General features: G+C 68.9%; 29 protein-coding genes. 12 read left to right on the plus strand and 17 right to left on the minus strand.

The window, feature by feature from the left end:
- Positions 1-4: 4 nt before the first annotated feature.
- From DU502_RS16075 to DU502_RS16100, 6 genes are all read right to left on the minus strand, one after another.
- Positions 5-985, minus strand: coding sequence for a beta-ribofuranosylaminobenzene 5'-phosphate synthase family protein (locus tag DU502_RS16075; protein ID WP_121922011.1), 981 nt, complete (start codon positions 983-985; stop codon positions 5-7).
- A gap of 4 nt (positions 986-989) precedes the next feature.
- Positions 990-1,313: a cupin domain-containing protein gene (locus DU502_RS16080; protein ID WP_121922010.1), complete on the minus strand. Its 324-nt coding sequence runs from the start codon at positions 1,311-1,313 to the stop codon at positions 990-992.
- Positions 1,314-1,373: 60 nt separating this feature from the next.
- A complete protein-coding gene (locus DU502_RS16085) occupies positions 1,374-2,042 on the minus strand; it encodes a hypothetical protein (protein ID WP_121922009.1) in 669 nt (222 codons plus the stop codon).
- Positions 2,043-2,478: 436 nt separating this feature from the next.
- Entirely contained in the window at positions 2,479-2,799 is a 321-nt protein-coding gene (locus tag DU502_RS16090) for a DUF7126 family protein (protein ID WP_121922008.1), read from the minus strand.
- Entirely contained in the window at positions 2,799-3,716 is a 918-nt protein-coding gene (gene guaA, locus DU502_RS16095) for a glutamine-hydrolyzing GMP synthase (protein WP_121922007.1), read from the minus strand. The genes DU502_RS16090 and guaA overlap by 1 nt, the downstream gene beginning before the upstream one ends.
- On the minus strand, positions 3,716-5,365 hold the full coding sequence (locus tag DU502_RS16100) for a CTP synthase (RefSeq protein WP_121922006.1): 1,650 nt from the start codon (positions 5,363-5,365) through the stop codon (positions 3,716-3,718). The genes guaA and DU502_RS16100 overlap by 1 nt, the downstream gene beginning before the upstream one ends.
- A 138-nt stretch (positions 5,366-5,503) precedes the next feature.
- Here DU502_RS16100 and DU502_RS16105 point away from each other — a divergent pair, with 138 nt between their 5' ends.
- Both DU502_RS16105 and DU502_RS16110 read left to right on the plus strand, forming a co-directional pair.
- Positions 5,504-6,295, plus strand: coding sequence for an aldo/keto reductase (locus DU502_RS16105; RefSeq protein WP_121922005.1), 792 nt, complete (start codon positions 5,504-5,506; stop codon positions 6,293-6,295).
- Positions 6,296-6,347: 52 nt separating this feature from the next.
- Entirely contained in the window at positions 6,348-7,184 is an 837-nt protein-coding gene (locus tag DU502_RS16110; RefSeq protein ID WP_121922004.1) for a ubiquinol-cytochrome c reductase iron-sulfur subunit, read from the plus strand.
- A 2-nt stretch (positions 7,185-7,186) separates the two neighbouring features.
- On the opposite strand, the gene DU502_RS16115 is transcribed toward DU502_RS16110, so the two are convergent.
- The 3 genes from DU502_RS16115 to DU502_RS16125 are packed head-to-tail and all read right to left on the minus strand — an operon-like array spanning position 7,187 to position 9,887.
- Positions 7,187-7,462 (minus strand): ubiquitin-like small modifier protein 1, encoded by a 276-nt coding sequence (locus DU502_RS16115; protein ID WP_121922003.1) that lies wholly within the window; start codon positions 7,460-7,462, stop codon positions 7,187-7,189.
- Positions 7,463-7,500: 38 nt separating this feature from the next.
- Complete coding sequence (locus DU502_RS16120; protein ID WP_121922002.1) at positions 7,501-8,655, minus strand: potassium/proton antiporter family protein; 1,155 nt, start codon at positions 8,653-8,655, stop codon at positions 7,501-7,503.
- A complete protein-coding gene (locus tag DU502_RS16125) occupies positions 8,655-9,887 on the minus strand; it encodes a potassium channel family protein (protein WP_121922001.1) in 1,233 nt (410 codons plus the stop codon). The genes DU502_RS16120 and DU502_RS16125 overlap by 1 nt, the downstream gene beginning before the upstream one ends.
- An 87-nt stretch (positions 9,888-9,974) precedes the next feature.
- On the opposite strand from DU502_RS16125, the gene DU502_RS16130 reads away from it, so the two are divergent.
- Positions 9,975-11,132, plus strand: a complete 1,158-nt coding sequence (locus tag DU502_RS16130; protein ID WP_121922000.1) for an NAD-binding protein — start codon at positions 9,975-9,977, stop codon at positions 11,130-11,132.
- On the opposite strand, the gene DU502_RS16135 is transcribed toward DU502_RS16130, so the two are convergent.
- Both DU502_RS16135 and DU502_RS16140 read right to left on the minus strand, forming a co-directional pair.
- Entirely contained in the window at positions 11,129-12,538 is a 1,410-nt protein-coding gene (locus DU502_RS16135; RefSeq protein WP_121921999.1) for a universal stress protein, read from the minus strand. The two genes, DU502_RS16130 and DU502_RS16135, sit on opposite strands and share 4 nt — an antisense overlap.
- 6 nt (positions 12,539-12,544) lie before the next feature.
- Positions 12,545-13,279, minus strand: a complete 735-nt coding sequence (locus tag DU502_RS16140) for a nucleoside phosphorylase (RefSeq protein WP_121921998.1) — start codon at positions 13,277-13,279, stop codon at positions 12,545-12,547.
- A 109-nt stretch (positions 13,280-13,388) separates the two neighbouring features.
- On the opposite strand from DU502_RS16140, the gene DU502_RS16145 reads away from it, so the two are divergent.
- Together DU502_RS16145 and DU502_RS16150 are read left to right on the plus strand one after the other, a co-directional pair.
- Positions 13,389-14,384 carry a hypothetical protein gene (locus tag DU502_RS16145; protein WP_121921997.1) on the plus strand — a complete coding sequence of 332 codons (996 nt, stop codon included), beginning with the start codon at positions 13,389-13,391 and terminating at the stop codon, positions 14,382-14,384.
- Positions 14,385-14,403: 19 nt separating this feature from the next.
- Positions 14,404-14,589 carry a hypothetical protein gene (locus tag DU502_RS16150; protein ID WP_121921996.1) on the plus strand — a complete coding sequence of 62 codons (186 nt, stop codon included), beginning with the start codon at positions 14,404-14,406 and terminating at the stop codon, positions 14,587-14,589.
- Here DU502_RS16150 and DU502_RS16155 read toward each other — a convergent pair.
- The gene (locus tag DU502_RS16155; protein ID WP_121921995.1) at positions 14,586-15,407 is read right to left on the minus strand and encodes a DUF63 family protein; all 822 of its coding nucleotides are present in this window, start codon (positions 15,405-15,407) and stop codon (positions 14,586-14,588) included. The two genes, DU502_RS16150 and DU502_RS16155, sit on opposite strands and share 4 nt — an antisense overlap.
- Before the next feature lie 59 nt (positions 15,408-15,466).
- Between DU502_RS16155 and deoC the strand changes: the two genes are divergently transcribed.
- Positions 15,467-16,096 (plus strand): deoxyribose-phosphate aldolase, encoded by a 630-nt coding sequence (gene deoC / locus DU502_RS16160; RefSeq protein WP_121921994.1) that lies wholly within the window; start codon positions 15,467-15,469, stop codon positions 16,094-16,096.
- Here deoC and DU502_RS16165 read toward each other — a convergent pair.
- Positions 16,089-17,252: an outer membrane protein assembly factor BamB family protein gene (locus DU502_RS16165; RefSeq protein WP_121921993.1), complete on the minus strand. Its 1,164-nt coding sequence runs from the start codon at positions 17,250-17,252 to the stop codon at positions 16,089-16,091. The genes deoC and DU502_RS16165 overlap by 8 nt on opposite strands.
- Positions 17,253-17,365: 113 nt before the next feature.
- Between DU502_RS16165 and DU502_RS16170 the strand changes: the two genes are divergently transcribed.
- From DU502_RS16170 to DU502_RS16180, 3 genes are read left to right on the plus strand one after another with little or no spacing between them, the layout of a single operon-like run.
- Positions 17,366-18,721, plus strand: a complete 1,356-nt coding sequence (locus DU502_RS16170; protein ID WP_199722783.1) for an NAD(P)/FAD-dependent oxidoreductase — start codon at positions 17,366-17,368, stop codon at positions 18,719-18,721.
- A 60-nt stretch (positions 18,722-18,781) separates the two neighbouring features.
- Positions 18,782-20,032, plus strand: coding sequence for a tRNA (N(6)-L-threonylcarbamoyladenosine(37)-C(2))-methylthiotransferase (locus tag DU502_RS16175; RefSeq protein WP_121921992.1), 1,251 nt, complete (start codon positions 18,782-18,784; stop codon positions 20,030-20,032).
- Complete coding sequence (locus tag DU502_RS16180) at positions 20,029-20,307, plus strand: PadR family transcriptional regulator (protein WP_121921991.1); 279 nt, start codon at positions 20,029-20,031, stop codon at positions 20,305-20,307. Before DU502_RS16175 ends, DU502_RS16180 begins: the two co-directional genes overlap by 4 nt.
- Here the strand turns inward: DU502_RS16180 and DU502_RS16185 are convergent.
- Both DU502_RS16185 and DU502_RS16190 read right to left on the minus strand, forming a co-directional pair.
- Positions 20,304-21,221, minus strand: a complete 918-nt coding sequence (locus tag DU502_RS16185) for a cation diffusion facilitator family transporter (protein WP_121921990.1) — start codon at positions 21,219-21,221, stop codon at positions 20,304-20,306. The two genes, DU502_RS16180 and DU502_RS16185, sit on opposite strands and share 4 nt — an antisense overlap.
- Positions 21,222-21,291: 70 nt before the next feature.
- Positions 21,292-21,837 carry an HIT family protein gene (locus tag DU502_RS16190; RefSeq protein WP_121921989.1) on the minus strand — a complete coding sequence of 182 codons (546 nt, stop codon included), beginning with the start codon at positions 21,835-21,837 and terminating at the stop codon, positions 21,292-21,294.
- 159 nt (positions 21,838-21,996) lie between these two features.
- Between DU502_RS16190 and DU502_RS16195 the strand changes: the two genes are divergently transcribed.
- Positions 21,997-22,197 carry a DUF7835 family putative zinc beta-ribbon protein gene (locus DU502_RS16195; protein WP_121921988.1) on the plus strand — a complete coding sequence of 67 codons (201 nt, stop codon included), beginning with the start codon at positions 21,997-21,999 and terminating at the stop codon, positions 22,195-22,197.
- 60 nt (positions 22,198-22,257) lie between these two features.
- Here the strand turns inward: DU502_RS16195 and map are convergent, their stop codons facing one another.
- The gene (gene map / locus DU502_RS16200; RefSeq protein WP_121921987.1) at positions 22,258-23,148 is read right to left on the minus strand and encodes a type II methionyl aminopeptidase; all 891 of its coding nucleotides are present in this window, start codon (positions 23,146-23,148) and stop codon (positions 22,258-22,260) included.
- 155 nt (positions 23,149-23,303) lie between these two features.
- Between map and DU502_RS16205 the strand changes: the two genes are divergently transcribed.
- Positions 23,304-24,020, plus strand: coding sequence for a metallophosphoesterase family protein (locus DU502_RS16205; protein WP_121921986.1), 717 nt, complete (start codon positions 23,304-23,306; stop codon positions 24,018-24,020).
- Here DU502_RS16205 and DU502_RS16210 read toward each other — a convergent pair.
- Positions 24,017-24,901, minus strand: coding sequence for an isoaspartyl peptidase/L-asparaginase (locus DU502_RS16210; protein WP_121921985.1), 885 nt, complete (start codon positions 24,899-24,901; stop codon positions 24,017-24,019). The genes DU502_RS16205 and DU502_RS16210 overlap by 4 nt on opposite strands.
- A gap of 94 nt (positions 24,902-24,995) precedes the next feature.
- Here DU502_RS16210 and icd point away from each other — a divergent pair, with 94 nt between their 5' ends.
- Positions 24,996-26,252: an isocitrate dehydrogenase (NADP(+)) gene (gene icd / locus DU502_RS16215; RefSeq protein WP_121922043.1), complete on the plus strand. Its 1,257-nt coding sequence runs from the start codon at positions 24,996-24,998 to the stop codon at positions 26,250-26,252.
- Positions 26,253-26,302 lie beyond the last annotated feature (50 nt).

Genomic DNA, 26,302 nt, shown 5'->3' on the forward strand with positions numbered 1-26,302 from the left:
TGGGTTATTCGTTGCGGCGCTCGGCACACGCGCCACGATTCCGCCCCTCGGCCACCAGCACACGGCCGTCGACGCCGGCCGCGTCGAGGGCGCCCCGCCCCGCCTCGCGCGCCGCCGCCGCCCGGTCGGCGTCGGTCACCCCGTACACCGCCGGTCCCCACGAGGATTGCCCGGCGCCGTACACCGCAGGCGTGTCGTCGAGTGCGGCGACGAGTTCGCCCGCCGGCGGTCGGTAGACGCCACCCTGTTCGTCGGCGTACCACGTCCCGTTGAGCCGGCCGATTTCGGCGACTGCGGCGCCGAACCGCTCGACCGACGCCTCCGTGATCGCCGGGAGGACGCGCCGGGCGATCACGCCGGCGAGACGGTCGCTCGGGGACGGCGGCGCGGACTCGACGACCGAGCGCATGCTCCGGTCCTCGGCGTCGCCGCTCGGGCCCGCCGGCGCGTCGGGCACGACGAGCAGGAACCGCCAGTCCCCGGGGATCGGATGCCGGGCGGCGACCGGCGGCACCGACCACTGGCCAATCTCGGGGCGCGAGGTGGTGAACCGCGCCGTCGGATGGCCGGCGTCGAGGACGAACCCGCCGTCTTCGAAGGTGGCGACGCCGACGCCGGACCGTCCGCCGCGGCCGAGATCCGGCGCGAGGTCGCGCACGTCGACGTCGGCGTCGGTGGCACGCGCGACGGCGACGAGCGTCGCGAGGGCGAACTGTGTCCCGCTCCCCAGCCCCACGTGCCGCGGGAACTCGCCCTCGACCGAGAGGTCGGCGCCGGGCACGTCGAGCAACGCGACGACGCGCTCGGCGTACTCGCGGACCGCGGGGTGATCGCAGCGGACGCCGTCGTGTGGCGTCGCCGTCACGCGGACGTGCGGCCGGTCGAGGCCGACGCCGAGGCTCCCGTAGAGTCGCTCGCGTTCGAGACTCAGGTTACAGAAGCCGAAGTGGAGTCGCGCGTAGGCCGTGACGCTGACGCGGGGCATCGCCTCAGCCCGATCCCGGCATCGGACAGAGGCTGGCGGTGAAGACGACCACCTCGTCCGTGTCGTTGCGCGCGCCGTGACTCACGCCGCGGGCGTGGTGGACGACGCCCGGCGCCTCGATAGCCTCCTCCTCGTCACCCTGCACGACCGTCACCGTCCCCTGCAGAACGTGGAAGACGTTCGTACTGTCACCGTGTTCGTGGGGATGCAACTCGGCGTCCGGTCCCAGCGCGAACGCCTTCACCAACACGTCGTCGCTGACGACCAGTTCGGCCGTCAGCACCTCTTCGGACTCCGGATCGAGCGTCTCCAGTCGGTCGAGTGTCATAGGAAGGAGATCGACCGCCGGCGTCTTAACGGTGCGGCTTCGGGAGCGGTAGAGCGGCCCTCAGTCGAGGGAGTTCGGAACGGAGATAGAGGCGAGATAGCTGTCGTCGTGTGCATCGAGAACCCGCTCGAAGTACGGTGTCATGGCCTCGCGGCCCTCGTCGAACTTCCGGGTGTCGTGGAGTTCGATTCCGAGGGCGTAGCGCGCCGGTTCCGGGCCGAATCCGCTCTGCCCGCTTCGCGGTTTGTCCGGATACTCCGGGTCCTGCATCGCCGCGCGGAGTTCGAACATCTGGGCCTTCATCATCGGCGTCCAGTAGTCGCCGCCGGCCTTGTGGTTGATCCACGCCTCGGTCGTCAGGGACGCGTACGCCGAGTCGATCCCAGCGACCTCGGCGCGGCGTTCGAACCCTTCTTCGACCGCCGACCAGTCCGCCTCGGCGACGCCGTCCGCGTCGATCCGCCCGTCGCCGTCTACCCGGCAGGCGTCCTCGACCTCGTCTTTGGCCCACAGCGCGTCGACGTAGGCTTCGGCGGCCTCAGTCGCCGCGTCCTCGTCGAGATGCGCGAACTGCAGGGCGTCGACCGCCGCGAACGCCTTGACTGCTGCCTCACGCCGTCGCTGGTCGTGATAGACGAAGCCCCGACCGAGTTGCCCGGCCATATACGCGGCGATGTTCTCGATGCGCTCCGAATCGATCCGTTCCTCGGTAGTTTTGTACGTACTCATTGATTGGCTGAAAGCGAAGCGTCAATTGGTGTCTCGAGCGGGGCCAGGCCAGCACCCGTGACTGGCCGGTGTGAGTGACGACCACCAAAAGCGACGATGGCCACTGCCGGAGAGCCACGTCGCCAGCCGTGGCGTCCGCATCAGGTACGGAGTCGTGGGGTGGTCGTCGGCCGCATCGGAATCGATGGCCATCTCCCGTTCGTTCGTACCCTCTACGCGAGAGATATTTGCCCCTTCGGTTTTGTTCGCGCCGCTTCTCTCGGGAGTCGGCGCGTCGTCCGACACCCCAACCACCGTGCCGACGCCGGCGTCGAAAATCCGGACGACTGATCGTCCTTGGATGGTGGTCGTGGCGCCCATCGTACGCATCGTTGTGGATTACGGCCACTTCAAACATACTGATACTAAAGTACAGATTTCAAGGATGTTAGCCCCGTTAGGCCAGTTCTTCCGCCACCAGATCCACCCCGAACAGATCGGGGTCCATCGCGATGTCGGTCTGCCCGCGCGCGAATCCGGGCAGCGAGTCGTGACTGTAGACGACGACCCGGATGTCGGGGTTGCGGTCCTTGGCGACCGAGATGGCCGTCGCCTCGTCGAGATCCGTGAGGACGAACAGGTCGGCGTCGTCGACGCCGGCGTCGTCGAGAACCGACGCGGTGAGGAGGCCCTCGACGCGAACCACGTCGATGCCCTGCACTTCCAGTGCGGCGCCGAGGCCGTCCCGATCCGGCCCGGCGAGGATGGCTCGGGTCACTATTCGTACTCGATGGTCGCGGGCGGTTTGTGCGTCACGTCGTAGACGACCCGCGCGACGTTGTCGTTCTCGCCAGTGATCCGACTCTGGATGCGCTGGAGCGTCTCCCACGGGAGGTCCTGCGCCCGTGCGGTCATGCCGTCGCGGCTCTCGACGGAGCGCACCGAGACGACCCACCCGTGGACGCGATTGTCGCCCTTGACACCCGTCGCCTTGCCGATGACGGCCGCGAAGGCCTGCCACGGATCGTGTTCCGCGACCTCCTCCTCGACGACGTGACACGACTCGCGGGCCACCTCCAACTTCTCCTCGGTGACTTCACCGATGATCCGCACGGCGAGACCGGGGCCGGGGAACGGCATCCGCTCGGAGACGACCTCCTCTAAATCCAGGGCTCGCGCCACCTCGCGCACTTCGTCCTTGTAGAGGTCGCGCACGGGTTCGACGATGCCCTCGAAGTCGATGACTTCGGGGAGGCCGCCGACGTTGTGGTGGGACTTGATGTTGCCCTCGCTCTCGATGCGGTCGGGGTAGATCGTCCCCTGCACGAGGTAGTCGGCGTCGGTCTCTTTGGCCGCGCGTTCGAACTCGCGGATGAACCCCTCGCCGATGACGTGGCGTTTCTCCTCGGGGTCCGTCACGCCGGAGAGGGCGTCGAGGAATCGATCTTTCGCGTCGACGATCCGGAGGCTGTCCATGAAGGCGAACGTCTCCCGGATCTGTTCGGTCTCGCCTTTGCGCATCAGGCCAGTGTCGACGTAGACGGGGGTGAGTTGGTCGCCGATGGCGCGGTAGGCGAGGGCGGCCGCGACCGAGGAGTCGACGCCGCCAGAGAGCGCGATGATGGCGTTCGCGTCGCCCACTTCGGCCGCAATCTCCTCGGTTGCCTCCTCGATGAACTCGTCAGTGTCGACCATCAGGCCTCCACCTCCCGTTCCTCGTCGACCAGCTGCTCCAACGTCGCTTCGACGAAGCCGACGAAGGGCGGACTCGCGCGGTCGGGGCGCGACCGGAACTCGGGGTGGAACTGCGTCCCGAGGAAGAAGGGGTGATCGTCGAGTTCGACGATCTCCATCCGGTTACCCGCCCGGCCGGAGAAGGTGAGGTCGCCGGCTTCGAGGTCATCGATGTACTCGGGGTTCACCTCGTAGCGGTGGCGGTGGCGCTCGGTACACGAGTCGGCGTCGTAGACCTCGTGGGCGAGCGTGCCGAGATGGATATCCGTGGTGTGTGCGCCCAGCCGCATCGTGCCGCCGAGATCCTCAAGATCGTACTGCTCGGGCAGGAGGTCGATCACGGGGTAGGGCGTGTCCTCGTCGATTTCGGCGGAGTGAGCGCCCTCAAGCCCGAGGACGTTCCGCGCGTACTCGACGACGGCCATCTGGAAGCCGAGACAGAGGCCGAGGAAGGGCACGTCGTTCTCGCGGGCGTACCGGATCGCCTCGATCTTGCCCTCGGCGCCACGGGAGCCGAAGCCACCGGGGACGACCACCGCGTCCGCCTCGCGCAGGCGTTCGGTGTGGTGGTCGCGCATCTCGTCGGCGTCGACCCAGAGGACGTTCACGTCGACTTCCTTGTGGATACCGGCGTGTTTCAGCGCCTCGTGGATCGACATGTACGCGTCTTCGAGGGCGTACTTGCCGACGAGCGCCACGTCGATCTCGCCCGTGCGCTCGCGGGTGACGAGTTCGCGCCAGCGGCTGTCCCGTTCCGCCTTCGGCAGCGCCTCGTCCGCGATGTTCAGTTGCTCCATCACGTACTCGTCCAGCCCTTCCTCTTCGACCATCAGGGGGACGTGGTAGATGTCCTCGACGTCGGGGTTGGAGAAGACGGCGTCGGTGGGTACGTCACAGAACAGCGCGATCTTCTCTTTGGTCTGCGGGTCGAGGCGGTCCTCGCACCGGCCGACCAGTACGTCGGGTTGGAGGCCGATGGAGCGCAGTTCCTTCACGCTGTGCTGGGTGGGCTTGGTCTTCTGCTCGCCGTTTTTCGAGTAGGGGACGAGCGTCACGTGCGCGAAGAGCACGTCGTCGTCCTCTTCCTCGTGGGAGAACTGCCGGAGCGCTTCGAGGTAGGGCATCCCTTCGATGTCGCCCACGGTGCCACCGACTTCGACGAGACACACGTCGGTCCCTTCGGCGGCCTCGCGGATGCGCCGCTTGATGTCGTCGGTGATGTGCGGGATGATCTGGACCGTGTTGCCCAGATAGTCGCCCGCGCGCTCCTTCTCGATGACGTGTTTGTACGTCTTCCCCGTCGTGACGTTGTGGTCGAACGTCATGTCCGTCCCGAGGAAGCGCTCGTAGTTGCCGAGGTCGAGGTCGACCTCGCCCCCGTCTTTCAGCACGTACACCTCCCCGTGCTGGTAGGGGTTCATCGTCCCCGCGTCCACGTTGAGATACGGGTCGATCTTTACGGCGGTCACGTCGAAGCCCGCGTTCGACAGGAGGCGGCCGGTGCTCGCGGCCGTGATCCCCTTGCCGAGACCGGACATGACACCCCCAGTTACGAAAACGAACTTCCGACCCAGATCCGGGTCGTACCCTGTCTCGGGTTCCGTCGGCATAACGACCATGCGCGAGCGCACATGAAAATCGTTTCGCCTACGCCCTCGCCGTGTGTCGCGTGCGCATCCGACGTACTTCGAACCGGCCCGTCGTGCCGGTATCGCAGGGTTGGACACGCCAGCGGTCGTTCGGCCGGTATGGATCTCCCACGACTCGGCTTCGGCACGTACCGACTCACCGATCCCGACCGCTGTCGCACCGCCGTCGAGACGGCACTGGAGACGGGGTATCGCCACGTCGACACCGCGGAGTATTACGAGAACGAGGCGTCGGTCGGCGCCGGAATCGCCGAGAGCGACGTGCCGCGCGAGGACGTGGTCGTCGCGTCGAAGGTGTGGCGCGACCGCCTCGGCTACGATGCGTTCCTCGAAAGCGCCCGCGAGCGCGTCGATCTGCTCGGCGTCGAGACGCTCGACTTGCTGTACGTCCACTGGCCGATGGACACCTACGACCCCGAGGAGACGCTCCCCGCGCTGGTGGCGGCACGGGAGCAGGGCCTGACCCGCCACGTCGGCCTCAGCAACTTCACGCCCGAAGGGATGGACGAGGCCATCGACCACCTCGGCGAACCGCCCGCCGCCCACCAGGTCGAACTGCATCCCCTGCTCCAGCAAGACGACCTCCGGGCCCACGCCGACCGCCACGGCTACCAGCTAGTGGCGTACGCTCCTATCGCACGCAACGCTGTCGCGGACGTCCCCGAGATTCGGCAGGTGGCCGAGAAACACGACGCTACGCCGGCGCAGGTGTCGCTGGCGTGGGTCGTCGAGAAGGGCGTCGTCCCCATCCCCAAGTCGGGGACGCCCGCGCACGTCCGCGAGAACTACGGGGCGCTCGATCTCGACCTCGACGACGCGGACGTGGCGAAAATCGACGGGATCGAGCGCGAGAAGCGGGTGGTCGACTTCCCGAACGCGCCGTGGAAATAGGCCTCGCCAAGCACTTCGTCATGCTTTTCACTGGCCGCTCCAAGGATCGAGCATGAGCGCGGACGACAAATATCCCGAAGAGAGCGGCCGGCGGCGATTCGTCAAGGGCGTCGTGGGGGGCTCGGCGCTCGCCGGCGTTGGCGCTCTCGGGACGGTGACCGTCAACAGCGCGACCGCCTCGCCCGGGGCCGGCGGCGGGAGCACCCAAGCGTGGGCCATCGAGAACACCGGCGGCCCGGCACCCCGCGGCATGCCGCAGATCCCCATCGAGATCGACTCCGAGGGCTACATCAAGGGCGTCTGGCCCGACGTCGAGACCGTCACGCAGGGTGGGCGAGAGGTGCAGGTCGCGGAGATGGATCTCGGCGGCTCCACCTACTCCTCCGAGTGGTTCCAGTACTGCGGTGTCGAGGGATACGGCGGCATCCAGCCCGGATACGAGAGTGAGAACTACTTCCGCTCCGGGTCGAACCCCGCCTACAACTGGCAGTCACAGAGCAAGGAGGAGGGCGACCGCTTCCACGTCGACGACTTCAGCGACTACGAGGAGTGGGGCAACGGCATCGGTGACCCCGGCACCGGGAAGCCCGCGAGTGGCCGGTGGCGCTCCGAGGACGCCAGCGACATCATCCCGATTCAGTTGCTCCGCAGCACGCGCATCGAGGAAGCCGCTCAAGACGACGAGTGGTTGCAGGCGAGCACTTCGGAGGGCTTCATCGCGTGGCTCAACAAGTGTACGCACTTCTGCTGTGTGCCGGGCTACAAGCAGTCGGCCGATGCCGGCCGGTTCGGGAACCCGAACAGCGTCTACTGCCAGTGCCACCAGTCGACGTACGACCCGTTCAACCTCGTCCAGACACTGTTCATCGCGCGTCCGCGGCCCGACTAATTTTACCCGCCGCTCACCGGCGGGAACAGCGCGAGTTCGTCGCCACGCTCCAGTTCCGTCTCCAGTCCGTCGCCCGCGTGGACGTTCTCGCCGTTCCGGAGGACGTTGATGTGGTCGGCCACCGTACCCGAGTCGTCGAGGACGCGCTCCCGGAGCGCGGGGCGGGTGTCGAGCAGTTCGTCGAGTGCGTCGCCGACCGTCGCGCCGGGGGCCACGTCGACACGGATCTCCCGGTCGCCCGCCACTTCCGCGAGGTCCGCGAACAACTTCCACTGCATGAGTACGTGTCGCGCCCCGTCGGTCAAAGGAGTTGCGTCTACGCCTCCGGCGCCCGGCTTCGAGCGTCGAGCCGTCGGTACGTCTCGGGACGGCTGACGACGTACACCGCGTCGCCGGGCGCGAGCGTCCGATCGTCGGGCAGGTCGTCGACGGTCCCGTCCTCGCTCTGGACCGCCACGACCGTCGCATCGAGACTCTCGACAGCCACGCCCACGAGGTCGCTCCCCGCAGCAACGTTGACGACGTACATGGTCTCTTCCGCCGCTCGGAGGAGCGACGCGAACTCGCGTTCGGCCTGCGGTTCAGCGGGGAGAGTAACCAGCCGATACGTCTCGTCGGCGTCGAGGTGGGTCGCCTCCTCCCCGTCGACGGCGAGCGTCGCCACGTCGTCGACGTGTGCCCGGAGTTCGCCAGTCAGGAGGCGTTCAGCCGCCGGCTCCGTCCGCCACACCTGCACCCGATCACCGGGACTGGCGGCGTGGGCGGGATCGGCCCGGACCGCGACGGCGACGGTCCCCGGTGCGAGCGTCGGGCCGATCCCGGTCGCGCGACTCCCCAGTGCGAGATACTCGATCGTACCGTCGTCGGTCAGTTCCACGTCGACGTGACCCACATCGTAGTCGTCCTGCAGACGGGTGACGAACCGGTTCTCTAACTCCGAGACGGACAGTCGTCGGGGGAAGATCAGCGTCTTGCCCGCGAGCGTCTCCTTCGTCGCCGGACTCACCGGATCGTACCCCTCTATGTCATCGATGTCGTCGGCGTCCTCGGGGAGGGTCACGTCGGTGATGCGGCCGACCGAGCGGACGATCCGACTCACCTCCACGTCGAGTTCGCGCGCGCCCGCGAAGGCGAACACGTCGGTCGCGACGCGGTCACCGACGAGGCGGCCGACGGGCGCACTGATCGCGCCGACACCCAGCGCGAGGACGTTGAACACGATCCGTTCGACCGAGAAGATGCTCGTCTGGCCGCTGAGCAGGTCGGTGAACACCCCGACCGTGTTGAGCGCCAGCGCGACCACCGAGAGGCCGAGCAGGATCGACAGCCACAGCGGCAGGCGGAGTTTGGTGTACCAGCGGTAGACGAGCGCCGCGACGGCACTGACGAGGGCGGCCCCGACGGCGAAGGCGAGCAGGCGGGCGAGCGTGCGAAGCAGGAACGGATCGACCGCGGGCACGGACACTTGCATCACGCGACCGCCTCCCGGAACGCCGAGACGGCGTCGTACGCCCCGACGACGAACAGGTCGTCACCCACGGCGAGCGCCTGCGAGCCGCGGGGCGCGAACTGCCAGCGCCCCTCGTGGCGGACGGCGAGGACCGTCACGCCGTGGGCGTCCCGCAGGTCGGCGTTACCGATGGTCGTGCCCGCGACGGGCGCACCCTCCCGGATCGTCACTTTCCGGATCCGGTTGCCCGCCCGCCGGAGGAGCGTCAGGAGTTCGTACTCCCGGCGCGTCCCCCGGGAGAGGACGGTGAGGCGGTCGACGGCCGACCCGAGCAGCGAGGACGCCTGCCCGGCGTCGACGGCGACGGTCAGGCGGCCGTCGCCACCGTCCGCGACGGGGAGCGACGGGGTGGCAGTGGGGTCGGGGACAGGATCGGTCCCGCCGTCGGTGGCGCTGGTGTCGGCCGTCCGCGCGGCGTCGCGCGCGCTGTCGCTCCGGAGGCTGACGACGGTCCCACGGTAGGTTCGGTCGGGGGCCGTGAGTGCCACCTCGTCGCCGCGAGCGGTACCCGTCGGCAGGAGCCCCCGGACCGAGACGCCGCGCTTGCCCGGCGGGATGCGCTTGGAGAGGCCGCCGAGGGGCGGCGCGGCGTTCACCGTCGCTCGGGCGCGTTCGTCGAGCGTCACCGCCACGTCCGCGAGGTCGAACTCGGTGCGGAGGCGGTCGGCCACCCGCGACTCCAGTTCGACCACCGGCACGTCGGCGGGGAAGGTGGCGGTCCACTCCCGAATCTCCCGGCGGAGGTCCGCGGGCACGGACGGATACCCCTCCATGTCGCCCACGTCGCCGGAGACGCGCACGGCGACCTGCCCGCGGCCGCCGACGAGTTGGATCACGTCCGTCGAGAGGGTTCGGTCGGTGAGTTTGCGCAGCGACAGTTTCCGGGGGAACTCCGCCCCCATCTTGTCGCCGGCACTGTGCGCGTACAGCGAGAGCATCAACACGACGATGACTGCCACGGTCAGGCGGACCTGATTCGCCGACTGGGTGAAGGTCGGATCGTTCAGCGCCATCAGGCCACCGTTGACGCCGGCGATAGCGACGGAGAGGACGATGACACCGAACGCAGGGACGGTGACGCCGGTGATGTACTTGAACGTGAAGCCGAACGCCCACGACACCAGCGCCGGAATAATGCCCGTCAGGATGCCGAGATAGAGGCCAAAGAGGACTTCGACCGGAAAGGAGGCCATAGTCGCGTCTCGGCGCCGAGGCGTAAACCGCTAACGGGCCGGGCGGGCGACGAGCCCTTTATCAATCCCGTGCCCGAGAGCGTAGGCATGGCTGCGAGTCGGGGTGATCGGTTTCTCGGTGTGCGGGCCGCAGTAGGCCTGACGCTCCTCGCCGGCGCACTCTCGATGGTGACGGGCATCGTCCACATGGGGTCGCCGACGGGGCGACCGCTCGTCCCCTTCGTCCCCCCGGTAGCCCGCGCCACCGCCGGCTTCACCGGCACGCTCACCGGCTTTCTGCTGCTCGGGAGCGCGCTCGGTCTCCGACGAGGCCTTCGCGCCGCGTGGTACTCGACCATCTGCCTGCTCGTCGTCTCCGCCGGACAGGGGCTGGTGCAGGCGAGCGAAACGTCGATTCCGCTGGTGGTCCTCTCCGTCCTCGCGCTGCCCGCCGTCGCGCTCAACCGCCGTCGGTTCGACCGCTCGGTCGACTTCTCGGCCACGCAACTGGCCGCCCTCCTCGCTCTCGGCGGCTCGCAGGTGTACATCACGACGGGCGCGTACGCCCTCCGCGAGGAGTTCGGCGGGATCAACACGGTGGTCGACGCCGTCTACTTCGCCATCGTCACCTCCAGCACCGTCGGCTACGGTGACATCACGCCCCAGACGGCAGTGGCTCGGCTGTTCGGTATCTCGGCGCTCGTCGTCGGGACGGCGAGTTTCGCCATCGCCCTCGGTGTCCTGCTGACGCCCGCCATCGAAGCCCGACTCGTCAAGGCACTCGGAAAGATGACCCAATCAGAACTCGACTTGCTCGACGATCACATCCTCGTCCTCGGTCACGGCGACCTGACCGAGGCGATCATTCAGGAACTGGACGGCAAAGCACCCTTCCTCGTCCTCGTCCCGGACGGTGACGTGGCACGACGGCTGAGCGAACGCGGTATCGACACGCTCACCGGCGACACGAGCGACGAGGAGACGCTTCGGCGCGTCCACGTCGAGGAGGCGCGGGCCGTCGTCGCGGCGACGAACGACGACGCGGCGGACGCCCTCGCCATCCTGACGGTGCGTGACCTCGCGCCAGACATCCACATCGTCGCGGCGGCGACCCACCGCGAGAACGTGGCCAAACTCCGGCGTGCGGGCGCCGACACGGTAATCAGCCCCGCGAGCATCGGCGGCCACCTGCTCGTCGAGTCGGCGCTCGGGGGCCGGGACGTCGACACCGAGGCTGTGGCGGATCGCTTGCTCGACGAAATCTAGGGATGCCCGCGGTCGATCACCGCCACGTCGCAGTCCACGTCGTGTAACCGCTCGAAGGTGGGCGGGGAGACGAACCGCGAGGCACGCGAGCGTTCGCCGGACGATCCGACGAGCAACAGGTCGTAGGCGTCGGCGTTGGCGCCGATGAAGTCGGTGATCCGGCTCCGGGCCACCCGCGTCTCCACGTCCACGTCCACCGTCTCCGCGAGGTCGGCCAGCCGTGTCTCCGCCCCCCGGCGCTCCACTTCGGCGTCGATACAGGTGCAGACGCTCAGCGTCCCGCTCCGGCCGGCCAGTCGCGCGGCGAAATCGAGCATGGCGTGGGCGGTGTCGCCGGGGCGAGCGACGGTCACGAGAATGCGCCGCCAGCGGCGACGGCCCGTCGTCGGCCGGAAGGCGATGGTGTCGTAGCGGCTGTCGAAGATGCCGCGAACGTACGGCGAGAGCAACCCCTGCTTTTCCTCGTAGGGCGTGACCACGAGGTCGCAGTTCGTGTTCGCCGCCGTCTCGACGGTCGTCGGTACGGGCGCGCCGCTGGCGACCACCACCTCGCAGGGGACGCCGGCACGAGTTCGGACCGTCTCCGCGGTCGCCTCCAGACGTTCGGCCGTCTCCGTCGCGACGTCGTCGAGCGCCGGGTCGGCGTTGGCGTCGACGTCGGCATCGGCCGCCGATTCGTCGAGAATCGCCAGCAACACCACCTTCCCGGCGTCGTGGGCGGCGGCGAGCGTCGCGCCGAACAGCGCCGTCGTCTCCGCGCGGTCGTGATCCCCCCGCATCGGCACGAGGACGTGATCGTCACCCTGTGCCGTGTCGTAGAGATACTGCGCGCGGCGTTCGTAGAAGCGCGAGCGCCAGAGGGAGAAGACCACGGCGACGAGGGCACCGAAGACGGCGACGCTGGTGACGTACGCCTCGGGCGAGGCGTCGTCGGTGACGAGGACGAGCAACGCCGTCGAGAAGGCGGCGGGTTCCTCCACGTCGAGGAGCCACGTCGCGGCACCGGTGAGGAAGATGGAGAGCGCGGCGCTCGCGGGCGAGACGGGGGCCGCGGTGGGGAAGAACGGCGCCCACGCGGAGAGGCCGAGCGCCGCCCACCCACAGCACGCGCCGACGACGAGGCCGACGACGAACTTCCGGGGCGAGGCGTAGCGCCCCTCGGGGTCGGCAAAGAGCGTGTACGCCCCCGACGCCAGCGGCGGGAAGAGCAGGAAGGAGAGTTCGGTGAGCGCGTTCGAGATGAGCGTCACCAGTCCGATGAGCAGGGGGACCGCCACCAGCACCGTCAGGTGGAGGAGGTTGCCGGTGTGCTGGAGCCAGCGCCCGAAGGCGGCGAGTTCGCGCCGTTCGAGTCGCCGCATTCGGCGGGCGACGGCGACGAGTCGAGCGATCACCCCCTCGAACATCCTCGCTTACCCGAGCGTCGCGGCGGCGTCTAACGCCAGTTCGATCATCCGCTCGACGTTGTTGCGGGCCTTCGGCGGGAGTTCGTCTGCCGACACGTCGCCGCTCCCTTTCTGCGTGCCCTCGACGAGGTTGCCGTCGACGGTGCAGATGGCACCGGCGCGCAGGCCCTTCCGCCGAGCGAGGGTGAAGAGCGCGGCCGCCTCCATCTCCACCGCGAGCAAGCCGGCGTCCTCCCAGTCGGCGACGTACTCGTCCGTCTCGGCGTAGAAGGCGTCGTCGGTGACGATCGGGCCGACGTGGACGGCCTCGTCGTTCGCCTCGGCGGCGTCGACGAGCGCTCGCAACACGTCGTAGTCGGGGGCAGCGGGATACTCCACCCGCTCGTAGCGTTTGGTCGTCCCCTCCTCTTTCGCCGCGCCGGTGGCGACGACCATGTCACCGATCTCGATATCCGACTGGAGCGCGCCGGTCGTCCCCGGCCGAATGACCGTCTCGACGCCGACGGCCGCGAGTTCCTCCAGCGCGATGGCCGCGGAGGGCGACCCCACGCCGGTCGAACAGACGGTGAGCGGGACGCCGTCGTACTCGGCGTTGACGAGGTAGTACTCGCGGTTGTGGGCGAGTTCTTCGACGGTGTCACACTGCGCGGCGATCCGTTCGACTCGCCCCGGGTCGCCGGGCAGGAGCGCCACGTCGTGAACGTCGTCCTCGTCGACCCGCAGGTGTGGCTGGATGGCCATAGTAGCTCCACGCCGCGCCGGGGAGAAAACAGTCTCGGCTCGGTGAGATCGCTCAACCGTCCGTTTGAGTCACCCAAGCAACCAACACGCTGGGCGCCGAGCCGACACCATGGATCAGACGCGACGACGGGTCCTCGCGGCCGGTGCGGCCGCCGGCCTCCTCTCGCTGTCGGGCTGTCTCGGCGCCCTCGGCGGTGACGATGGCACTCTCGACGGCGGCGAGAACGACAGCCGCCACCTCCAGCTCCTCCTTTCGGACGCCTCGACCCCCCTCCGCTCGGGCTACGTGATCGATTTCGCGGAGACCGAGCGACCGTGGGACGGCGAGGCCTTCGCGGCGGCGTTGGCGGGAGAAACGTACACGACGCAGTACCGCACGCCCTTCGGCTCCCGGCCCGACGACCCGAAATACGCCCGCCACGGGGGGACGTACTACCGCCTCGGGCACGTCGTCGTGAACGAACGGTCCGTCACGCATCCGGTGGTTCGGCTGTCGGCCGTCGCGGACGCGGAGGCGTCCGACGCACCCGAGGCCGTCGCGGCCGACGACCTCTCCGAGGCCGACCGGACGGTCGTCCACGTCGCCCACATGGCGGCGCGGGCGCGGGGGAACGTCGGCGGCGCACCGTGGGGGCTGATCCAGCGCGGTGGATTCGTCTTCCGCGACGACGCCGACGCCGAGGAGAGTCGACTGGTCGGGGACGACGCGCCGAGTCACGTCGCCTACCGCGAGACGGTGTACGCAATCGAGGTCAGTCGCGAGCGGTTCTACGAACCCGTCTACCGGGCGACGGTCGAGCCGGTAGCCGACTCGCCGGAGCGGATGGAGGCCATCCTCCGGGCGCAGTTCGTCGACGCGCGCCTCTCGGGTGACCGCCTCTCTGGGAAGGCACGGTCCATCCTCCGGGAGGCACAGGGTGAGGGCTACGAGGAGGCGCACCCGTACTCCGACGCGTACCGGACGGTGGTGACGGGGCTCCACGCACGCGCCTACCTCGACGGCAACATACAGAAGGACGCGTACGTCGAGGACCCCGGCGCCGGAATGGTGCGGTACGACGGGACGTACTACGACTACCGGTTGCGGTTCGTCACGCGGGGGTGACCCGACCGAGCGCACGATCATGAACACGATTCGTATCGCAATAACCTGCTTCGCCGTCAGCATCCTCGTCTCCCTCGTGAGTCGGGCGTGGTACTCCGCATCGTTCGCGTACGGCGAGGCGGCGTTCTACGGCGGGCTACTGGTCGGTGGAGTTCTGTGGCTGGTCGGCGCTTACTACGGCTACCGGGCGGTTCGGCGGCGCTAGGTCGGTGACCCGGCGACGGCGAACAGCAACACGTTGTGCGCGCCGGGGCCGAGTCCCACCGCAGCGACGAAGCCGAGGATCAGTCGACCCTGCGTCGGCGCCTCCCGCACCGTCTCGGTCAGCGCGACGACCACCACCCCCACGACGGCGAGTTTCACGAGGACGAACAGCCACCCGCTCCCGATCAGGGGCGCGGTGGGGAGCGAGGCCGCGAACTCGATGATGAGCGCCGAGAGCGGCGTCCGCTCGCCGAAGCCGAGGAGGTCGATCCCGACCGCCGTCGAGACGGCGTCGAGGGCGTGGCCGGCGACCGCGAGGGCGCCGACGCGACCGGTCAGAGCCACTTCGGGGCGCAGTCGGCGGAGCAGGAGCCACGTCGCCCCGGTGACGACGGCGGCACCGACGAGGATCGCGATGGATGGAAGGAGACGGAGCGACCGGCGACCGGCGCCGACGCCGAGGGCCGCGGCGACGACGGGGACGAGGGCGACGACGCCGACCGCGGCGAGAAAGCGGTGCGTCTCGCGGAAGGGGGCGGCGTCGGCACCGATCCACGTCGCCCCGGCGACGACGGCGACGGTGAGGTAGACGGCCGGCGTGCCGGTCAGCGGCCGGACGACGGCGGGGAGGGCGTCGAGAACGTAGAGGACGTGAAGGGCGGAGCCGAGCATCATCCACGGCGCGAACGCGAGGATCGTCGACTCGGTGACGGCCGGCCGGCGGCGATAGAGGAGCGCGGCGACGGCGCCGAGGCCGACGAGGAGGGCGAGCAGGTAGGGGAGCGGCGGGAGCGCGAAGCCCTCGGGGAGGACGGCCATAGCTGAAAAGCGCAGAGTCGGCGGGAAAGCCTTACGCTCCGACGACGTGAAGCGGTGACATGGACCGAGCCGATTTCGCCGCGCGCATCGATCACACCGTCCTCGGGCCGGAGACGACGCCGGCCGACGCCAGTCGGATCGTCCGGGAGGCGGCCGACTACGGTCTGAACGCGTGTGTTCCGCCGTGTTACGTGGCCGAAGTGGTCGACGAGGCGCCCGCGGTCACGGTGATGACGGTGGTCGGCTTCCCGCACGGGCAACACGACCCCGAGGTGAAACGCGAGGAGGCGGTCGAGGCGTGGGAGGACGGCGCCGACGAACTCGACGTGGTGCTGAACGTCGGGCGGGTGAAGGCCGGCGAGGATCGGGCGGTGGTCGACGAACTGGCCGAACTCGTCGCCGCGGTGCCCGTGCCGGTGAAGGTCATCGTCGAGGCACCCCTGCTGACCGAGGACGAGAAACGCCGTGCGGGGGAGGCGGCGGTGGAAGCGGACGCCGACTACCTGAAGACGGGGACGGGCTTTGCCGGCCCCGCGACCGTCGAGGACGTAGAGCTCCTCGCGGAGTATCTGCCGGTGAAAGCGAGTGGAGGCATCGGCACCGCCGAGGCGGCGAGAGCGATGCTGGACGCCGGCGCGACGCGCATCGGCGCGTCGGCAGGCGTCGAACTGGTCGAGGGGTTCAACTGAGCGCCACGAACGCCGCCTCCGACGCCGAGGTACCGCTCACGGGGACGAAGAGGGCGTCGTCGGCGACGGCGAGGCCGCGCACGACCGACCCGCCCACGTCGAGGTGCCAGCGCCGGGCGTCGAAGCGCACGTCGCCGAGGCCGATGCCGCCGCCCATCCGGTAGGCGGACACGCCGTTCTCGCCGCCGACGTAGAGCGTGTCGCCGGCGCCGGCCATCCCCGCCGCGAACGACCCGTCGACCGACCACTGCCGACCCTCGCCGTGCCGACTCATCGCCACGAGGCCGCCGCCGTCGGCGCCGTAGACGGTGTCGTCGGTGAGGACGAGCGAGTCCTTGGCGGGGCCGGATTCGACGTGCCAGCGCGTCCGCCCCGCGTGGAGGCCGTCCGCGAGTTCGAACGTGCCGCCGCCGAACGTCGTCGCGTAGACGGGGCCGCCGTTCCCGAGGGCCACGTCGACGACGCTCCCGGGGAGTTTCCGGCGCCACAGTCCCTTCGCATCAAAAAGCGCGTACACCTCGCCCGCCTCGGTGCCGACGTAGGCGATGTCCCGACTCGTCGCGAGCGACGTGACCGCGCCGAACACCGAGGCGGTCCACCGCACCGTCCCGTCCGCGGCGTCGATGCGGGCGACAGTGCCGTCACGCGTCCCGACGAACACCGACTCCCAGTCGTGGTCGGGGACGGGCGCGACGGACACGTCGCCCACGGCAGTCCGCCACTGCTCGCTTCCGTCCGCGGTGGAGAGCGCGAGGAGGCTCCGGTCGTCGTCGGTGCCGACGTAGGCGGTGCCGTCGTGGACGGCGGGGCCGGTCATCCACGTCGTCGATCGATCCTCGGCGGGCGCGAGCGTCCAGCCCGGCGACCCGTCGAGGGCGAACGTTCGGAGGCCACCGAGCGTCGGGAGGTAGACCCGGTCGCCAGCGACGACGGGACGGCCGGTCGGCTGGGGGACGGTCCGGCGCCAGCGTTCACTGGCGTCCGAGCGCGGGCCGACGGAATCGGGGACGTAGCTCGTGCCGCCGGCGTCGCAGTCGGGGAGCGGCCAGTCTGTCTGACTGTCGGTCGCGGCGGGGTCGGCGTCGCTGTCATGACCGAGACAGCCACCCGTGGCGAGGAGGCCGAGACTCGCGAGCACGCGGCGTCTGGAGGGCATCGACACCGTCGTTCGTGTGGCGGGAAGAAAGACGCTACGGTTGGTACGGCGCGACACGCCGTGTGCAATGCCAACAACTAACGTATCTCCGCCCGAAGTCGACGGGGAGGTTCGTGCGCGCCGTGACGCTGACGACCGTCCCGCGATACGCCGGCAGTCGGACGCCGCAGTTGGGAGCGCACGCAGTGGTGGTGGGGGCGGGCGTGGCCGGCCTGTCGGCCGCGTGCGTCCTGGCAGACGGGTTCGATACCGTCACGGTCGTCGACCGGGATACCCTGCCCGACGACCCGGTCGCCCGGCGCGGCGTCCCGCAGTCCGGTCACATCCACGTGCTACTCGTGGCCGGGCAGGTCACGCTGGACGACCTCTGTCCCGGTTTCGGCGCCGACGTACTCGCGAGCGGCGGGGCCCTCATCGACGGGACACGGGACGTGTGCTTCTACGCCGAAGGGGGGCGTCTGGCCGACGGCCCACGCCGCGTCCCGCTGTACTGTGCGACGCGACCGCTCTACGAGCGAACGCTCCGGCGCCACGTCGCCGCATTCGACGGCGTCCGCATCCGGTCAAACTGTCGGGTCACCGACTACCTCCTCGACGAGACGGAGACGACCGTGGCGGGCGTCGCAATCCACGACGAGACGGGCCGTGACGAACTCGCTGCGGATCTGGTCGTCGACGCCACCGGGCGCACGAGTCGGACGCCCACGTGGCTCGACGCACACGGCTACACGCCGCCCGCCGTCGACGAGGTGACCGTCGACCTGACCTACAGCACTGCCTTCGTCCGGCGGCCGGCCGACGACCGCCGAGCGTTCGTCGTGACGCCCTCGCCGCCAGAGGCCCGCGGGATCGGGATGCTTCCCGTCGAGGACGACCGGTGGTTGATGACGGTCTTCGGGGTCCACGGCGACACCTCGCCGGCCGACGCGTCGGGCGTCGTCGACTTCGCGGCGAACCTCCCGATTCCCGAACCGGCCCGAATCCTCGACGATCACCCGCTGGCCGACGGCAGTGTCTCCCGGTATCGGTTCGCGTCCAACCGGCGGTATCGCTACGAACGGCTCGAGCGGTTCCCCGACAATCTGGTCGTCGTCGGTGACGCCCTCGCCAGTTTCAACCCGATCTACGCACAGGGGATGTCGGTCGCCGCCCTCGACGCGCTGCATCTCCATCACGCGCTCTCGGCGGGGGGCCGTGAGGACCTCGCGGCGCGATTCTTCGACCGAGCCGCGGAGACTGTCGACCTCGCGTGGAACATGGCCGTCGGCGCCGACCATCGATTCCCGGACACCAAGGGACCGAAACCGCGGGGGGTGGGCGTCCTGAACCGGTATCTGGCGCGCCTGCTCCGCCGAGCGCACACCGACGGCGTTCTGGCCGACGCCTTCTTCCGCGTGCAGATGATGGAGCGACCGCCTACCTCGCTGTTCCGCCCCGGAATCGTGTGGCGGGTCCTCCGGCCGGGATGACGGACGCCGCTGCCGGACCGTCGCGCTTTTCTCCGCGCACACGTTACCGCCGGTAACCGAATGGCCCGCTATCACATCGAGACGTACGGGTGTACGGCCAACCGCGGCGAGAGCCGGACCATCGAGCGACGGCTCCGCGACGGCGGCCACCACCCCGCCGACGGGCCCGCGGACGCCGACGTGGCCATCCTCAACACCTGTACCGTCGTCGAGAAGACGGAGCGCAACATGCTCCGCCGGGCCGAGGAGTTGCAGGCGGAGACGGGCGACCTCGTCGTCACGGGCTGTATGGCGCTGGCGCAGGGCGAGGAGTTCGTCGAGGCGGGCATCGACGCCCAGGTCGTCCACTGGGACGAGGTGCCCGAGGCGGCGATGAACGGCGAGTGCCCGACGACGACGCCCGACACCGACCCCGTCCTCGACGGCGTGATCGGCATCCTTCCCATCGCCCGCGGCTGTATGAGCGACTGTTCGTACTGCATCACGAAGCGCGCGACGGGGAAAATCGACTCCCCGCCGGTCGAGGAGAACGTCGAGAAGGCGCGGGCGCTCGTCCACGCCGGCGCGAAGGAGATCCGCATCACCGGACAGGATACCGGCGTCTACGGCTGGGACGAGGGGGAACGAAAGCTCCACGTCCTGCTCGACCGCATCTGCGACATCGAGGGCGACTTCCGGGTGCGCGTGGGGATGGCGAATCCCAAGGGCGTCCACGGCATCCGCGAGGAGCTAGCGGACGTGTTCGCGGAAAACGAGAAGCTCTACAACTTCCTGCACGCCCCGGTGCAGTCGGGGTCGAACGACGTACTCGGCGACATGCGCCGCCAGCACCAGGTCGAGGAGTTTCTGGAGGTCGTGGAGACGTTCGACGACCGCCTCGATGAGTGGACGCTCTCGACTGACTTCATCGTCGGCTTCCCCACCGAGACGGACGCGGACCACGAACGGAGCATGGACCTCCTCCGCCGGGTGCGCCCGGAGAAGATCAACGTCACCCGCTTCTCGAAGCGGCCGGGGACGGACGCCGCGGAGATGAAAGGCCTCGGCGGAACGATCAAGAAGGAGCGCTCGAAGGCGATGTCCGAGTTGAAGCGGGATGTCGTGGGCGAGGTCCACGAATCGATGGTGGGCACGCGCCGCGAGGTGCTCGCGGTGCGACCGGGAACCGGCGACTCCGTGAAGTGCCGCGACGGCGCCTACCGGCAGGTGATCGTCCAGCACGCCGACGACCACGGGATCGAACCGGGCGACATGCTGGAGGTCGAAATCACGGGCCACGAGACGATGTACGCGTTCGGTCGACCGACATGAGCGGCAAGTGGCTCCGAAGCGGACTCCGGCGTGACATCTGCGTCGTCGTCGCCGGCGCCGACGAACCGACGGCTCAGGAGTGCAAGGCAGCGCTCGAATCACGGTACGACGACCGGATCGAGCCGAAGACGTTCTACGGGGCACTGGACGCGCTGACTGACGCGGGATATCTCGACCAGTGGGCCGACGGCCTCCACGACCGATACCGCCTCACCGACGCCGGGAAGCGGACGCTCCGCGAGCAGTACGCGTGGATGCGCGACATCCTCGACTAGCGCGCCGTCATCGACGCCGACGACCGGTCGGTGGCGTCTTTCCACTCGCCCAGCCCGGCGGGGTCGAGGTGGACGTGCACGTCGGAGACGGGTTCGATCTCCCGCACCCGCTGGCGGAGTTCGGTTTCGAGGTCGTGGGCCTCGGCCAGAGAGAGGTCGCCGTCCACCTCGGCGTGGAACTCCACCTCGATGACGTGCCCGGAGTAGTAGGCGACGAAGTCGTGGAGGCCGTGGACCTCGGGGTGCGAGCGGATGGCGGCCTCGATACGCCCGCGTTCGTCGGCTGGCGGCGCGCCGTCGGAGAGGTAGCGGATGTTCTCCCGCGAGATGTCGACGCCCTGGTAGATGACGAGGAGGCTCACCACGCCACCGGCCAGCGGGTCGAAGATGGGGTAGCCGAAGGCCATGCCGACGACGCCGGCGAAGGCGGCGAGCGTGGTGTAGATGTCGTTCTTGCTGTCGGCGGCCAGTGCGCGCAGGCTGGGCGACCCCACCTCGCGGTTGACGCGGACGGTGTACCAGTAACAGGCATAACGGACGACGAGGGCGACGAGGAGGCCGGCGACGAGGATCACGCTGTACTCAGCGCTCGGGCCGGTGAGGAGACCGTGTCCGGCGTCGTAGAGGAGTTTCAGACCGAGGAGGATGAGGACGCCACCGACGAAGAGGGCGGCGAGGGGCTCGAACCGGTCGTGGCCATGGGGGTGGGAGGCGTCGGGGTCGTCGTAGACGAACCGACCCCAGACGAGGACGACGGCACTGGCGAGGAGGTCCGCGACGGAGTGGGCGGCGTCGGCCATGAGCGCGAGGCTGCCGAAGGTGACGCCGAGAACACCCTCGACGACGATTTTGAGGACGTTCGAGGCGACGTTGACCCACGACGCCTTCAGGAACGAATCGCGGTCCTCGCTCATATCCTTATACAGCACCTAAACCCACATAAGCGGTGTCATTAGGCAGGTGGAAGCCAGTTTTTGACTCAGTCTAAAACTGGAGTCGAACGGCGCAGTCGTCGTCGGGGACGGTCGCGTCGGGATCGGCGGCGAAGGCGTCGTGGAGGCGGTCGTAGGTGTCCTCGACGGCCTCGACGATGACTTTCGTGTCCGAGACGACGGGCATGAAGTTGGTGTCTCCCTCCCACCGGGGGACGACGTGGGTGTGCAGGTGGTCGTCGATGGAGCCACCGGAAGCGCCGCCGCCGAGGTTGAGACCGGCGTTGTAGGCGTCGGGCTGGAAGGCCCGATCCATGGCATCGAACGCCCGTTGCTTGAGGCGAGCGTGATCCAGCAGTACGTCGTCGTCGAGCGCGCGGTAGTCCCCTTCGTGTTCGTAGGGGATGACCATCGCGTGACCGGGGTTGTACGGGTAGTTGTTCAGGATGACGAACGCGTGATCGCTCCGCGCGACGATGCGACTCGCCCGGTCGTCGTCGCGGTCGGGGAGGACACAGAACGGACACCCCTCCACGTCGTCCTCCGCGTCGTCGCGGGTCACCCACTCGATCCGCCACGGGGCGAACAGTTGCTCCATATCGTCGGGGGGATGCCCAGCGGTTTATACTGTCGGCTGACGCGCGTCAGACGATAATGGTTCTCACGGCTGAGAACCCGGCTGAGCCCGGATTAACCGGGTTTAATCCGGGTTAACCGACTGCCGGGCTTATGCGAACAGCGTCGGTATGGAAGATCGATGAAGGCGAAGCGACCCAACCCAGACACCAACCTCGAACTGTGTCCCGACTGTGGCCGGGAAACCAGGCACGCGGTCCGGGTAGAGATCCGAACGGAGAACCCCGCGTCCGCGAACGCGGCGTTTTCGCGCGAGCCTTACCGGGTCGCAGTCTGTGACGTCTGTGAAGCGGAGTCGATCCAGCGGATGAACGACGCCTAGCGTCGCGTCAGCCCCGACGACGGTATTGACACTCTTCCCCTCTCGACGGCGGACGGAAGACTACGCAGTCGTGACTTCACACCCGTCTTCGGTGACGATGAGGGTGTGTTCGGCCTGACTGACCAGACACCCCTCCTCCTCTTTCAGCACGGGGTAGCCGTGAATCACGTCCTGTTGTTTGAGCCGTCGGAGCGCCATCTCGGCGCGGGGCACGTCGATCCACCGGGCGGCGAAGGGGAGCGTGCGGTACTCCTCGGTGACCTGTTCGAGCACCTGCCGGGCCTGCCGGTTGCGGACGGAGCGCTCGCGTTCGAGCCCGAAAATCTCCTCTTTGCTCCCCTCGCTCACCTTGCCGCGGCCGTCGGTGGCGAACGGTTCGATGGCGATCACGTCACCGACCTGCAGTTCCGACCCGTGATCGACGCCGCGGTTGGGGATGGAGGGGCCCGTGTGGGCGTCCCACTGCTCGACACCGTGGCCCGAGAGGTTGAGGACTGGCGTGTAGCCGTATCCCCGGATCACGTCCTCGATCTCGCCACCGATGTAGCCGGTGTCGACGCCGGGTGCGACGGCGTCGATGGCCACGTCCAGTGCCTCCTCGGCCGCTTCGACCATCTCCGGGTTGCCCGAGAGGTCGACCGTCGTCGCGGCGTCGGCGATGTAGCCGTCGACGTGGACACCGACGTCGAGACAGACCATCTCCTCGCCGAACTCGGTGTCGTCGTCGCGGGCGGGCGTGGAGTGGCTGGCCTCCTCGTCGATGCTGATGTTGACGGGGAAGGCCGGGCCGTCCGCGAGTTCGTCGATCCGCGACTCGGCGTGTTCCGCCACCTCTAGCTGGGTCACACCGGGTTCGATCATCTCGGCCGCCTCGTCGAGGACGGTCCGCAACGCCTCGCCGGCCTGGCGATACTTCTCGACAGTCTCCTCGTCGAGGGGTCCTACGCTCATGGACGCCCTTGGCGTGAGCCGGGGAAAGAGGTTGCGGCATCCACGGGCACGAACCGGCCACCCGCGACGACTACGTACCGACTCGGACGAGCTATATAGACATAGGGACGCCACTTAGCGCGCTTTATGGGCGACGACCCAGTCACGGACAGACAATGATCCGGACCGACGCGCTCGACGCCAGCCTCGATCTCGCGCTCGGCGACGAGCATCACCACGTCGACGCCGACGCGTGGGCGAACATCTACGTCGTCGGCGACGTACACGGGTGTCTACGGGAGCTAGAGCAACTACTCGACCGCCTCGACCCCGCCGACGACGACCTCGTCGTCTTCGTCGGCGACCTCGTGCGGAAAGGGCCCGACAGCGCCGGTGTGATCGATCTCGTCCGGTCGCGTCCCAACTTCGTGTCGGTTCGGGGCAACAACGAGGAGAAACTCCTGCGCGGCGAGAAGTCGCTGGACTCGCTCGACGACGACGACCTCGCGTGGATCGCCGAACTCCCGGTGGCGATCCACTGGGACGGCGCGCTGGTGGTCCACGCCGGCGTCGATCCGCGGAAGTCCCTGATTCAGCACACCGTCGACGACTTCGAGAACGTACGCGAACTCGACGGCGGCGACTACGAACCCCCGTTCTGGTACGACGAGTACGCGGGCGATCATCGCGTCTTCTTCGGCCACACGCCGCTCTCGGCGCCCGTCGTCCGCGAACACGCCGTCGGCCTCGACACCGGGTGTGTCTACGGCGGTGAACTCACCGCCTACGACTGGACGAACGACCGCTTCGTGCGCGTCAACCCGGACCGGACGGTACAGGAACGCCCCGCCCGGAAGTTCGTCACGCCGCGGCGCACGATCGCGGCCGACTAGTTCTCCGCCACGGCCACCTGCATCGATGCGTTGGTCGCCGACCCGACGCCGTCCGGCCCACAGACGACGACGCCGGCGGTCGAGTCGGTCAACTCCTCGAACTCCGCGATGGCGAGCGTCGCGGCCCGGTCGGCCGACACCCCGTCGTCGAGATGATCGACTGCCCGCCGGGAGAGCGTGACGCGCGCGATGTCCTCACCCGCGCCGGTGGCGCTGGCGCCGCCGGCGGAGGTGGCGAAGAAGCCGGCGCCGACCTGTGGCACGTCGCCGACGCGGCCGGCGAGGGCGAACCAGCGGCCGGCGGTCGAGGTGGCGGCGACGAACCGCCCCTCTCCCCCCGCGACGACGCCGACGGTGTCGTGGTCGTGGTCGCCATCGCGCCCGAACCGGTCGCGGAGCCAGTCGAGGTGGGTTCGGGGCGAGTGCGTGGCGCCACGCGCCACGAGTGGATCGGCGTCCGCGAACCGCTCGCGGGTCCGGGCGGTCGTCAGGTCGACGCCAGTCGCGACGCCGAAGTCGGCCGCGAGCGCCGCTGCTTCCCGGCCGGCGACACAGACGTGGGGCGTCTCCTCGGCGACGACCCGCGCGGCGCTGACGGCGTGTTCGACGCCGGGGACGGCGGCGACGGCACCGACGGTCCGATCCTGAGACATACAGCCGGCGTCGACGCGGACGACGCCATCGGACTGGACGGCGCCGCCACGGCCGGCGTTGAAGCGCTCGTCGGTCTCCAGACGGCGAAGCGCGGACTCGACGGCATCGAGCGGCGTCCCCGCCGCTGCGCCGTCGCGTGCCGCGGCGTCGAGGACGGCCTGTCGCGCGGGTGTCGGACGGCCGGCACCGGTGCCCGATCCGGCGCCGCCGTGGACGATGACACGCATACCGGACAGAGGGGAAGGCGGCGGAAAAGCGTCGTGGCGGCCTGTCGGCGATAACGGCAGGTCTTTCACGGTGGTCGGCGAATTCGCCGACGATATGAGCTACGACAAGGTCGAGGTCCCCGCCGACGGCGAACGTATCACCGTCGACGAGGACGGCGAACTCGACGTACCGTCGAATCCGATCATCCCGATCATCTACGGGGACGGCATCGGGAAGGACGTGAGCCCGGCCGCCCAGCAAGTGCTGGAGGTCGCCGCGGAAGCGACCGGTCGCTCGATCCACTGGATGCGCCTCTACGCCGGCGAGTCGGCGCGCGAACGCTACGACGAGAACCTGCCCGAGGAGACCGTCGAGGCGATTCGCGAACACCGCGTCGCGATCAAGGGGCCGCTGACGACGCCAGTCGGGAGCGGCTTCCGGTCGCTGAACGTCGCCCTCCGGAAGAAACTCGACCTCTACGCGAACATGCGCCCGACCTACTACCTCGACGGCGTCCCCTCGCCCGTCACCAACCCCGAGAAGATGGACATGGTCAACTTCCGGGAGAACACCGAGGACGTGTACGCGGGCATCGAGTGGGAAGCGGGGACCGACGAGGTCGAACGCGTCCGCGAGTTCATCGAAGACGAGATGGGCAAGACCGGCATCATCCACGACGGCCCCGTCGGCATCGGCATCAAGCCCATCTCGGAGTTCGGGAGCAAGCGCCTGATCCGGCAGGCCATCGACTACGCCCTCCGCAACGACCGCGATTCGGTGACGCTCGTCCACAAGGGCAACATCATGAAGTTCACCGAGGCGGCCTTCCGCGACTGGGGCTACGAACTCGCCGAGGAGGAGTACGGCGACGAAGTCATCACGGAGGACGTTCTCTGGGACGAGTACGACGGCGAGGCGCCCGAGGACGTGGTGGTCGTCAAGGACCGCATCGCGGACAACATGCTCCAGCAGTTGCTCACCCGGACCGAGCAGTACGACGTGCTGGCGATGCCGAACCTCAACGGCGACTACCTCTCGGACGCCGCGGGCGCCCAGATCGGCGGCCTCGGCATCGCGCCCGGCGCGAATCTCGGCGAAGGAGCCTGTCTCGCCGAACCCGTCCACGGGTCCGCACCGAAGTACGCCGGCGAGGACAAAGTCAACCCGACCGCGATGATCCTCTCGGGTCGGATCATGCTCGAACAGCTGGGCTGGGAGGACGCCGCCACCCTCGTCCGCGACGCCGTCGAGGAGACGATTTCGTCGGGCAAGGTCACCTACGACCTCCACCGACAGATCGAGGGCGGCACGAAACTCGCCACGAGCGAGTACGCCGACGCCGTCGTCGAGAACATTCACGAGTTGGCGTGAATCTCCCGAGCGTCAGTCGATAATCGAAACACGGCACCGGACCACAGATA

Origin of the sequence: Haloplanus aerogenes (genome assembly GCF_003856835.1) — an archaeon.
GTDB lineage: Archaea > Halobacteriota > Halobacteria > Halobacteriales > Haloferacaceae > Haloplanus > Haloplanus aerogenes.